General features: G+C 33.9%; 11 protein-coding genes. 8 read left to right on the top strand and 3 right to left on the bottom strand.

Going from position 1 to position 11,017, the window contains the following annotated elements:
• The first annotated feature begins 111 nt into the window (after positions 1–111).
• The gene (locus tag NTZ27_05230; protein MCX6174138.1) at positions 112–537 is read left to right on the top strand and encodes a hypothetical protein; all 426 of its coding nucleotides are present in this window, start codon (positions 112–114) and stop codon (positions 535–537) included.
• Between the two features lie 25 nt (positions 538–562).
• On the top strand, positions 563–697 hold the full coding sequence (locus NTZ27_05225) for a hypothetical protein (GenBank protein ID MCX6174137.1): 135 nt from the start codon (positions 563–565) through the stop codon (positions 695–697).
• Between the two features lie 393 nt (positions 698–1,090).
• Here NTZ27_05225 and NTZ27_05220 read toward each other — a convergent pair whose 3' ends face one another.
• Both NTZ27_05220 and NTZ27_05215 read right to left on the bottom strand, forming a co-directional pair.
• Positions 1,091–2,308: a hypothetical protein gene (locus tag NTZ27_05220; protein MCX6174136.1), complete on the bottom strand. Its 1,218-nt coding sequence runs from the start codon at positions 2,306–2,308 to the stop codon at positions 1,091–1,093.
• A 177-nt stretch (positions 2,309–2,485) separates the two neighbouring features.
• On the bottom strand, positions 2,486–2,839 hold the full coding sequence (locus NTZ27_05215; protein MCX6174135.1) for a hypothetical protein: 354 nt from the start codon (positions 2,837–2,839) through the stop codon (positions 2,486–2,488).
• Between the two features lie 368 nt (positions 2,840–3,207).
• Between NTZ27_05215 and NTZ27_05210 the strand changes: the two genes are divergently transcribed.
• Positions 3,208–4,437, top strand: coding sequence for a T9SS type A sorting domain-containing protein (locus NTZ27_05210; GenBank protein MCX6174134.1), 1,230 nt, complete (start codon positions 3,208–3,210; stop codon positions 4,435–4,437).
• Between the two features lie 98 nt (positions 4,438–4,535).
• Complete coding sequence (locus NTZ27_05205; protein ID MCX6174133.1) at positions 4,536–4,841, top strand: hypothetical protein; 306 nt, start codon at positions 4,536–4,538, stop codon at positions 4,839–4,841.
• A gap of 447 nt (positions 4,842–5,288) precedes the next feature.
• Here NTZ27_05205 and NTZ27_05200 read toward each other — a convergent pair whose 3' ends face one another.
• Complete coding sequence (locus NTZ27_05200; protein ID MCX6174132.1) at positions 5,289–7,553, bottom strand: T9SS type A sorting domain-containing protein; 2,265 nt, start codon at positions 7,551–7,553, stop codon at positions 5,289–5,291.
• A gap of 177 nt (positions 7,554–7,730) precedes the next feature.
• On the opposite strand from NTZ27_05200, the gene NTZ27_05195 reads away from it, so the two are divergent.
• From NTZ27_05195 to NTZ27_05180, 4 genes are all read left to right on the top strand, one after another.
• Positions 7,731–8,033, top strand: a complete 303-nt coding sequence (locus NTZ27_05195; protein ID MCX6174131.1) for a hypothetical protein — start codon at positions 7,731–7,733, stop codon at positions 8,031–8,033.
• A gap of 324 nt (positions 8,034–8,357) precedes the next feature.
• The gene (locus NTZ27_05190; protein MCX6174130.1) at positions 8,358–9,335 is read left to right on the top strand and encodes a T9SS type A sorting domain-containing protein; all 978 of its coding nucleotides are present in this window, start codon (positions 8,358–8,360) and stop codon (positions 9,333–9,335) included.
• Positions 9,336–9,413: 78 nt separating this feature from the next.
• Complete coding sequence (locus NTZ27_05185; GenBank protein MCX6174129.1) at positions 9,414–9,935, top strand: HNH endonuclease; 522 nt, start codon at positions 9,414–9,416, stop codon at positions 9,933–9,935.
• Between the two features lie 141 nt (positions 9,936–10,076).
• Positions 10,077–10,997, top strand: coding sequence for an ankyrin repeat domain-containing protein (locus NTZ27_05180; GenBank protein MCX6174128.1), 921 nt, complete (start codon positions 10,077–10,079; stop codon positions 10,995–10,997).
• Positions 10,998–11,017: the final 20 nt, after the last annotated feature.

The following is an 11,017-nucleotide window of genomic DNA, read 5'->3' as shown; positions in this document are numbered from 1 at the left end:
CGGATACAACTTGTGGGGGATTTATGTGGTGTAGGTTGAATTCGGTAATGGTTGCACACCCTACACAACCTGCACGCCCCATTATAAACATAAAAATAAAGGAATAATAAAATGATTGACATAAATAAATTACTAGCGAAAGAACCCAGACTAACAAATGCTGGGATTGAATTAGATGAAACTAAACTTCCTACGAACGAACTTCCGGAAGTAACAGAAATCCAGAGAGTAGTCGACTGGTTAGAAACAAGAGAACTAAAAATAACTAAGTGTGCGAAAGCCTACAGCGGCAGTATTAAGCACAATGTTGAACAAGAAATGAAAACTTATGTATCGAATGGTGCTGTTGTGGCAGCTCTTGTTCATCTAGATATACCTTATAAAACAATTAAGAAGTCAAACCGAGTCAACGCACACTTAACAAAAAACATTTTCAATCGTCCACATTTTAAAAGGAAAGCGGTTCTAAAAACTAATAACATCCTGGTATCGATCACCTTACAAGGACAAGCAAAAACACCGATCCTTGATTATTAAACATGGGAAAGAAAAACTGAGTAAAATGATTGCAACCTACGGGATGTATACCGCTGCACATTTCTTAAATACAAGTCCGTGGGTAATTCGTTATATAAGGAGGTATAAACTAAATGGAACAGAAAAAGCAGAATCAAAAACCGAGCAGAACAAACAATGAAGAAGTGCGAAATACGTCCGAAGAACTGGGACAGATTATTTAACGACATAAGAAATAATTACCTAGAGCAACAAAAAAACGAGCCTTCGGAGATATGAAAAGATGAAGATTGAAAATAATATTTACGAACTTATACCGTTTGGATTTATCGATACACATTCGCAATAGCGAATAAGGTTAACGATTCGTTGCAACGGTGAGATATGTGGTTTGTTGTTGGTTCTGTTAGTAATGGCGGGACCAACAATAACCAACAAAAGAAATCTTATATTTTTTCTTGTTTAATAATTATTTATGCACCTCAAAAATTTAGATCTAAAGAATTCGGGTAATATTATATTTTAATCGGGTCAAAAATCCGACTCTTTTATTTGAGCATCCCATATGTGTGCTTCAAGTGCTAGCATAAAATTCTGTAGTCTTGTGGGAAGGGAAAAAATCTTTGATCCATTTTATCGCCGCCTTAAGTCCTCTTATGGTCATGCTCTCTCGGACATCCTGAATATTTAGATGTTTTGCAAATGCTGCTTCATGTGAGCGGTACCGTGGAGGAAAATCAAAGATACGTTTATTCTGTTCGCAATCGAGCAGTGAAGGAAAAATTATTCCCTTTACTACAGCAAGCTTTGTTGTCTGTAATGGAACTCGTCGCTCACGAAAGATAAGCCAAGGTCTGTAAGAGAACTGAATTGATTCATTTGATAATTTTGAGATTGAGCCTAGAGTTCGTTTAGGTACATGATGGAATTTCCCTACGGTGAAAGCCCATATGCGAGATATCTGCCGACCTCCACGTTTATGGGATAAAGTGATTAAATCCCATGCGAAGATAGTCCCAAATACCGTTAACCGAAAGCACCAACCTGAAATCTTAATCGATGTTATGATGATAACAATACATATCAATAGAGACAAAGTCGGGAAAATAGTTGCAGTAAGAAGAACAATTGCAAGCATGGAGTACTTCACTATATTGAAAAACCAGTCGATCATAAAGTGCGGACTAATGAGCATGAGAGAGTTTATTGCTTCCATTAATATCCAAACAAAAAAGAAAATTGTTACATATACAGGTATCAATAAAAGAGTAATAGAAAACGGAATAACTAAGGGCATTATGAATGCCAAGTTGTGCCCTAACGTGGTAGAGATAAAGTATGTTTGATTGAACGTCTGAGAATTGACTATATAAGATACTTGATTCAGGATAAGATGAACTGCTATAAAAATGGCTGTAACTTTAGTTATGTTAATCTCAGTTGCTTTAAGAAACTTACGTAGGAAAGGAATGATTGGACTTAACATGAATATTATACCAAGGAGAAGTGAAGGAATCCAAAAGTAAGGAGAGGCTTGAAGAGGAAGATGCGCTTTCTGTTCAGATGAAGCGGCAAAGTATCGTAAGGCGCCACTCCCTCCAGAAACCATTAAAGGATTTATTGCTAGGCCAGTGATATTGCTAATTGTTTTAGAGAATTCAATTTCAGGTATTCCAATAATCTCTTTTGGAGTTATTTGCTTGTTGGTGATTTGTCTATGAGCATCTTGACTATATACAAGTGCGGAGAAAAATAAGAAGACTCCTAGCAGACTCAATAATTGCCATTTCATATTAATATCCCTGTATCTAATTAAAGTAAATGTTTGCTTCAAGAAATCGAACCAAGGAAGTGTGTCAAACTCTCCGTCTGATCAAGGCACCAAAATATGTTATTATTTTCTACCTCTATAAAAATAAATTATGCACAAACCATTTCACACAGAGGAATATTTTGAATATATATCCGTTCAACTTCCATTTGTTTTTTCCTCCAACTTTATTTTCTGCCTTTTTTTCCGCCATCTTTTATCAAAAGGATTTTCATTAGTCTTAAATGCTCTGATTGGATGGAAAATCACCCATATACCCCATAAAATAAAACGCGTATAACCTATCACTAACAAAAAACCCACACCAAAAAACAAAATCATCAGGATTAATGGGAAGAACAATAAAAAAATAAAGATAGAGCCACATCCTATTTTAGGCCAAAGTATTGGAATAATAGTAAAGGGAAACAACGCTATGTGTTCAGATATTTCATACATTTTGAAAAGAAGTCTCGCCAAAAATTTCATGTTAATACCTGTTGATTTTGTCAACTATCGTGCTGTATTAGCAACATTGATACACAGAGCATTTGCTACAATACAAAGCTTTCTATTCTTTTTAATATAATGATTCACTCTATTCCATACAATATGATGACTTACCAGAATTCTTTTATAATATTTCTATTTAATAATTATTTTGATAAGTTGCATCAGCAACAAAGAGAATCCCGCAATGGGGAAACAAATTCAAATAATCCTTTCTTGTAAACACTCGCGAATTATAAGTCGTAAGACTTTATATATATAACAAAAGTTATTATTTCTTTTTCTCGGTTAATATAATTCAAATACCAGAGATGACGTATTTACAATAGTTAACAGTAAGTATGTGCCATCTTGTAACCAATGGACAAAGTATGAAACATATTACTTTATGTCTTATTGTGTATTTCTCTATTATCAACTTTGGAAATTTATCGCTTGCCCAGTGGATACGAACGAATAACTTCTCAGGTATCCATGCTGGTGTTGCTACGTCAGGTACGGATCTTTTCGCATCGTATGATAATCGTATTTATCACACTTCTGATTTTGGTGTGACTTGGAGTCGAGCGGATAGCACCATACCCCCGAATATTTTAGTTTTGTCATTGTGTTTTCATGGCACAAATCTCTTAGCAGGGATAGAGCGAGAGGGTGTTTTTGTCTCTTCTGATTACGGTAAAACTTGGAAACAAAGTGGATTGAAACGATTCGACTCTGACGGGACAATGGTACATTCGATTGTATCTGATAACATCAATATCTTTGCCGGAACTAATAAGGGTGTTTTTCGTTCTTCCGATTCTGGTTCAAACTGGATGCTAGTCGGCTTTGAGAATATTAATGTCGACAATGTCTTCATTTGTCCCAATGGAACTGGCGGGACTAGTGTCTTTGCTTCAACCAATCCTCTCGGTTTTTATCGTTCTACAGATGATGGAATGAACTGGACTTCGATCAATCCTGGGTTACCCAATCCCTATGGTGTTATTGTTACCGGAATGGGATGTTCAGGAACAATTCTGTTTGCTGGAACCGCCGTTGGAGTCTACCGTTCTAATGACTACGGATTTAGTTGGACCGCTGTCAATAACGCAATGATAGAAGATTATGTAACTGCAATAGCAGTATACGGAAACAAAATCTTTGCTGGGACTGAATGGAAAGGAGTTTTTCTTTCGATGGATTCTGGTGCGAGTTGGAGTACAGTTAATTCCAATGTGACGGATGGTGTAAACACTCTTATCATTTGTGGCCCATATATTTTTTGGGGCGGCACTTGGAGACGGCCATTATCAGAGATGACCACAACATCGGTAAAGTCTTCAACAGATTTACCAATAAATTTTATTCTTGAGCAGAACTTTCCGAATCCATTTAACCCATCAACATCAATTGCTTATGAAATTCCCAAAAGTTCATTTGTGAGTCTAGATGTTTACGACATGCTTGGCAGAAAACTTAAGACATTAGTAAAAGAAGATAAAGCAATTGGGAAATACAATGTTCAGTTCAATGCAGATAAACTTAGTAGCGGAACATATTTTTATTCATTGCGAACAAAAGATTTTATACAAACAAAGAAAATGATTTTACTGAAATAAGGTTTAACAATTTTTTCAAATCTGCGTTGCTGTAATGGGCGGCGGTTTAGACAACACCGTTGGTTGGCAATCAATAAATATTTTCTGAGGAGGGTTTTATGAAATGGTACCATTATGTTGCTTGCATCTTTGCTGGTTTATTCTTGACCAATACTGTTCCACATTTCGTTCATGGACTATCCGGTGATAGTTTCCCAACCCCATTCGCAAATCCACCGGGCAAAGGATTATCATCTCCAATGGTTAATGTTTTGTGGGCTTTAGTAAATTTAATTATTGGGTATATTCTCTTGAGGGTAGGTAAGGTCTCCCAAACAAATAAATGGAGTCTTCTGATATTTTTCTTAGGCATTGTTTGCATGAGCATAATGCTAAGTATAGAGTTTGTTGATAAAGTTCATTAATAACTTTTGATTTAAAATTTACACATAAAAGAATGTGCCACCGAACCCGGCCTCAACAGCGTCCGCTTCTTCTAAATCAACTTTAGCATTGCCAGAAAAGCAAAGGGGTGTACCCCGCCAACTTTTACCACGCTGAGCGACTTCGAATATACCCCCCCACCAATGCTAAGTGTAAAATTTTATTTGTGTAAAAAAATAGGGAAACATATGTTTCCCTTGATGCTAATTGGATATATAAAAAAATTATTTTAATAGAATCATTTTCTTAGTTTGAGAAAATTCTCCAGCTTGAATTTTGAAGAAATATACTCCACCGGATAGATCTGTACCATCAAATATCACTTCATAATTTCCAGGTAATTTTTCTTATATAATCGGGCTGATTTTTAGATCAGCCCTTCTACTTAGTATTAAAAATATATTTACAATTCTTTTTATTTTAATCCCTTACTTCATAAGAATCAATTTCTTAGCTTGTTTTTTTTCGTTTGTGATTAATGTATAAATATAAACCCCGCTCGTTATTAATGAACCGGAGTTATTTCTTCCGTCCCAGAAAACGAAATGATTCCCTTCATTTTCTGTTTGGTCAACAATAGTTTTTACTTCTCTTCCAAGCATATCAAATATTTTCAGTTTTACATTACTCGTTTGTTTTAATGAGTATTTAATAATTGTACTTGAGTTGAAGGGATTTGGAAAATTTTGATTCAACTGATTTTCGATATTATCATTAACCTGTTCCCAACTCAGATTTACTTCCTTTGCATTATAAATTGAAACACCGCCATCACAAATAACCCAGACATTTCCATTTTTGTCAGTAGTTACCGATCTGATATATGGAAATCCTAGTCCTGAATTATTGAATGTGAAGTTTTCCCATCTCTCATTAGTAAGTATTCCCAAACCACCTTTATTATATGGATCGAAGGAATTATGATTTGCAACTATTACTTTATTATTTTCATTTACATATAACGCATGGATGAAGTTTGTCATTATTTCTGAGTTACTTGTATTATAAGTCTTCCAATTCTTACCATTATATTTTGCAATCCCTTCATTATAACTTCCTGCCCATAAATTACCTTCTTTGTCAAGTTGTGCAGATGTAATTTGATCTAATGGAGAATCAATCGTTTCATAAATCAGTTTATCATTAGTCCTTGCTATATTTATCTTTGCAATTTGATAGCCACCACCGACGAAACAGACCCATACATTAACACCATCTGCAAGTATGCTTGAAATAGATCTTCTAAATAATGGATCATCTTTTTTACTGAACGTTGTAAATTTAACACCATCAAACTTTATAATATTTCCGTTACTATTTCCTATCCAAATATTTCCAGCATAATCAGAGCACATAGATTGGGGGTAGAATTCGAAATAATTATTGTAGTTGTATTTGGTTATTTGTCCATTATTATACTTGTATAGTCTTCCTGTTGTTGCAATCCAAATATTATCATTAAGGTCGCTTGTAATTGCTTGTATTTGGTTGCTGGTACTTTCTATTTCCTGTGTACTTATAAATATGAAATCTGAGCCGTCATATCTTACAATTCCATTTGTTGTTTTATTTGAATTGTCCGGAGAACCATAATCTTCTGATATAAACCAGATATTACCTTTTGAATCTGTAATTGATTTTGAAAGATTAGCTGATGGTAAATCTGAATTGCTTATATTAATTTCATTAAAGTCTCCATTCTCATATCGGTAAAGTCCTATTTCAGTTCCTACCCAAACTCTTCCTTTATAGTCTACAGCCAATGAAATAATCATATTGCTTCTTAGCTTTGAATTATAACCATTAAATAGTTTCCAATCGTTTCCATCATATTTATAAATACCGCCATCAAACATTCCTACCCAAAGATTGTTAGTGCTATCAACTGCTAAGGCTGTTACCTTGTTATATGTTTGCGGAGAATTATTTATTCCAGTTATATCATATTTTGTCCATTCGTCATTTGAAAATTTATAAACACTTTCTTTTTCAGTACCAATCCAAACATCATCGTTTTTATCAAGAACAAGGCTTGAAATTTGATTCGTTGAAATAGGTGAATTTAGTTTATTGTATATAGTCCAATTTTGACCATCGTATTTTACTACTCCGCCAATAGATTCTGTAAAATCATAATTGAAAGCAGCTATCCACAAATTTCCTTTCTTATCAAATTGAATTGCTTTGATATTATCACTTGGTAGTGGCGAATTATTTGTTCTCCATTGAAAGCGGCCAATTGCGTAAGGAGAATTAGTTTGATAATAAGTTTTTTCTATACCTCCGTAAGGACTTCCCATCCATAATTCATAATCTTTATCTTCAATAATTGTTGTAACAGCAAGCATAGAACCCCAACTCGGCCAAGTATATTGATTAAAGTACGTAACACCATTACCGCCCTGGCTGAATATTAGATCTCCATTTTGCCTTATGTATAAAGATGTCACATAACCATATTTTATTCCTGAGTTAGTTCTATCATAAAACTTTACCTCATCAGTTTCTAAATTGATATGTGCTAATCCATTATTAGTGCCTGCCCATAGATCATTTCCGCGTGCAGCTATACTATTAATGTGTCGTGCATAATAATAGGTTTTCCATTTTGAAAATTGGTTGCTTGTTTGAGCAAAGAATGAAGATGAAAGAAGTATTGTTAAGAGAAACATTAAAAATCTTTTATTAACCATGATCGTCCCCGTACTTATTAAACTACTAACTAAATGTACTCAAGAATGTTTTAATAGTTCATAAAAACTTAATGGATTTATTTTTTTGCACTATCGAAGTTACTATATCCATGTAAAAATTTAATATTGTGTTCACTATTTTTTATTCAAAACTTCTATTATCTTCCAAATAAAAAAATGCCATTCAAAAAACATCTTAGCGGATACTTTTCACCTTCCGGGGTTTCTAGATTAACTTATTCAGTTAGTGGTTGTTTCATTATTAAGAATGAAAAAGGAGAAGTGATCTATCTTGATTGTTCGGATGATGTTTCAAAAACTATAAAAGAAATGTTTAACAGCAATCATTATGTATGGAGATATAAGCCGGATAAGTATGAAATCGAAGATTGTGTTTTCAAAGACATTAATTATAGACTGAAACAGTTGCAAGGTGAAATAAAAACACTAATGCAATCCGATTTTGAGTATTTCGATTAAATATTTTTATTGCTTTTTAACTTACAGCTTTTTAGATTTCATACGGTACTTGTGTCTAGTGTTCCCCCCACGCTAGATACTAAAAAGCCGCCAATAGGCGGCTTTGCTTTTTTAAATAATATTTCCATTTGAAAAATATTTCATTAAGTTGCATCTGCAACAAAGGTAAACCCAAAATTGGGGAAACTAATTCTAAATATCTCTTCCTATAACCAATCGCGAATTATAAGTCGTAAGACTTTATATATAAAATAAATTACTTCTCTTATTCTCTATATACATTTCGAGGAAAGATAATTTATAAAAATACATTAAGAGGGTAAGATGAAAAAAGTTATTTTCCTTTTATTCATTTTATCGACTTCAATTTATTCTCAAACTCCTTGTCCAGGCACTCCAACGGTAACCTATGAAGGCAAAACCTATAACACTGTGCAGATAGGTAACCAATGTTGGTTAAAAGAAAATCTTGATATAGGTACAATGATACAAGGAAATCAAGATCAAATGAATAATGGTATAATAGAAAAGTATTGCTATGATAATAACCCCAGCAATTGTGCAACGTATGGTGGATTATATCAATGGGCAGAGACAATTCAATACGAAAATGGTGCAACAAATACATCATGGCCGAACCCAGCATTTAGTGGAGATGTACAAGGTATATGCCCTAGCGGATGGCATATACCAACTAATGCAGAATTTCAGACATTAGAAACTTCAGTGAACCGTGATGGCAATGCATTAAAGTCAATTGGTCAAGGCAATGGGAGCGGAATTGGCACAAACACGAGTGGATTTTCCGCTTTGTTAACTGGTGGCCGCCATGCTGCTGGTTACTTCGTCAATTTTGTTTCATTCTCTTACTTTTGGAGTACTACTGATGACTATGGTAATACCGCATACTTACAATACCTGGACCATGGCAATAGTAGTTGCTACCTTAGCATCGAAAATAAGAAAGCTGGTTTCAGTATTCGTTGCATTAAAGATGAAGCAACTGTAGTTGGAATTGATAACGAGAAAGGATTTCCGTTAGAGTATTTACTTGGTCAAAACTATCCCAATCCTTTTAATCCAAGTTCAACTATAAGTTTCGCAATTCCTAAATCTTCACATGTTTCGATTAAGGTTTATGATTTACTTGGAAAAGAAATGAAAACATTAGTAGATAAAGAATTATTAGCTGGTAATCACGAAATTAGTTTTAATGGTTCAGTTTTGCCAAGCGGAATATATTTTTACAAGATTCGAGCTGGTGATTTTACTCGAACTAAGAAAATGATTTTGATGAAGTAATAAGGAAAAGACTGGTAGATAAACAACAACCGCTATATTGTCCGTTGGCGGATTAACTAATAGTTAGGCAATAGTGAAATGAATAAAACAAGCATTAAATCCCAACTCCGGAAGTATTCTATATTTCAGAAGAGATCGACAACGATTAATCATGCATTTGCCTCAGCGATGGCGCCTTTTGATGAATATGCAGAAAAAAAGATTGATGCAATATTGAATGAGTTGGAATGTTTTAGAAATGGGAAGATTTATTGTGTGTATTGTGGAAAAGTTGAAGCACAGACATGGGATCATTTATTTGCGCTTGTGAAGAATAACGAGCCATCTGGATATGGGCACAGATATGGGAATCTTGTTCCTAGTTGTAAAGAGTGTAATTCAAAAAAAGGAAACAAGGACTGGGCTATTGCAAATGAATTAATAAACGTAAACAATCCTAAGCAAAAATCTAAAGTAAAACGAGTTATATCATATCATATTAAGAAATACCCTCCAAATGGGAAATTAGTTTCTGATGATCAAAAAAAAAAGTTGAGTGTGATCAAAAATAAAATTCATAAGTTAATGAAAGATGCAGATAATGTTTTAAACGGGAAATAATAAATTGCTTAACCCGCCAATCAAGCGGACGCCGTTTTCGCATCTGGCATTTGTGTAATTATAAAGTTGCGTTGTAAGATTTAGTTGCTCTTTGAGTTTAGTGAACAAAATAGATTAATAAATAATTTTTAAAAGGTTATTATGTTCGAAGAAGCTCTAAAGGATAATCCTCTTCTTTCTTATTTTATTATATTTTTAATTTTTTCTGCTATCCTTGCGATTATCCGTTGGATTGTTATTCTCTATAAAAAGGGAATTGATACTGCATCCAAGACAGAGTTTATCAAAGCAGCGGAAAAAGGATTGCTTGCTGAATGCACAAGACTAAGCGATAATGGGACAGATGTTAATCAGACAACAAAGCTTGGTAATACCGCATTAATAATGGCTTGCCGCAGCGGACAATTTGAAACTGTAAAATTTCTAATCTCCAAAGGTGCCGATATTAATCGCTTAGGAGAAGACAATCAAACAGCATTAATGAATGCTATCTTTCACAATAAAGAATCAACTTTTGAGATTGTAGACTTTTTAATTAAGAATGGAGTTAATATTAATTTAACTGATAAAAAGTATGCTACTGCCCTTGCATACTCAGTAGTCTATAATAATGTTAAAATATTTGATTTACTCCTTGAAAAAAAAGCCGCAATAGATGAGTCGTCGCTTATAACTGCTGTAAAAAACAATAGAACAGAAATGTTAAAAAAATTAATTGAACAAGGTGCGGATATAAATATGCTTTTGTCAGGCGACAAAAAAAGTTTATTACGAGTAGCTGTGGAAGAATTGAATGAGGAAATGGTAAAAGTATTGCTGGAAAAAGGAGCAGATATAAACTCTAAAGACTCGAACGGTGTATCAGTTAAAAACTATGGGACAAACTTTGTATATGCAAATAAAGCAATTAAAAAATTACTTAAAAAAGCCGCAGAAAAGAATGAATTAGGCGGGGGTGAGAAAAACCCAGAGTCCGATGGATGGCAATGTTCCATATGTAAAGCTGAGGTTGGAGAAGAAGATAAAGTATGTCCTAAATGTGGAGCGAATTTAGAAGAGTAAATTGCATAACCAGCTTTTCC

It is taken from the genome of Ignavibacteriales bacterium, assembly GCA_026390775.1.
Taxonomy (GTDB): domain Bacteria; phylum Bacteroidota; class Ignavibacteria; order Ignavibacteriales; family Melioribacteraceae; genus Fen-1258.
Note: the sequence above shows the minus strand (reverse complement) of the source record. Positions and strands in the feature narration are given on the sequence as shown.

Bases quoted from the DNA above. Each gene is read 5' to 3' on its own strand.
- NTZ27_05230 (MCX6174138.1), top strand. From the start codon at position 112: ATGATTGACATAAATAAATTACTAGCGAAAGAACCCAGACTAACAAAT.
- NTZ27_05225 (MCX6174137.1), top strand. From the start codon at position 563: ATGATTGCAACCTACGGGATGTATACCGCTGCACATTTCTTAAATACA.
- NTZ27_05220 (MCX6174136.1), bottom strand. From the start codon at position 2,308: ATGAAATGGCAATTATTGAGTCTGCTAGGAGTCTTCTTATTTTTCTCC.
- NTZ27_05210 (MCX6174134.1), top strand. From the start codon at position 3,208: ATGAAACATATTACTTTATGTCTTATTGTGTATTTCTCTATTATCAAC.
- NTZ27_05205 (MCX6174133.1), top strand. From the start codon at position 4,536: ATGAAATGGTACCATTATGTTGCTTGCATCTTTGCTGGTTTATTCTTG.
- NTZ27_05200 (MCX6174132.1), bottom strand. From the start codon at position 7,553: ATGGTTAATAAAAGATTTTTAATGTTTCTCTTAACAATACTTCTTTCA.
- NTZ27_05195 (MCX6174131.1), top strand. From the start codon at position 7,731: ATGCCATTCAAAAAACATCTTAGCGGATACTTTTCACCTTCCGGGGTT.
- NTZ27_05190 (MCX6174130.1), top strand. From the start codon at position 8,358: ATGAAAAAAGTTATTTTCCTTTTATTCATTTTATCGACTTCAATTTAT.
- NTZ27_05185 (MCX6174129.1), top strand. From the start codon at position 9,414: ATGAATAAAACAAGCATTAAATCCCAACTCCGGAAGTATTCTATATTT.
- NTZ27_05180 (MCX6174128.1), top strand. From the start codon at position 10,077: ATGTTCGAAGAAGCTCTAAAGGATAATCCTCTTCTTTCTTATTTTATT.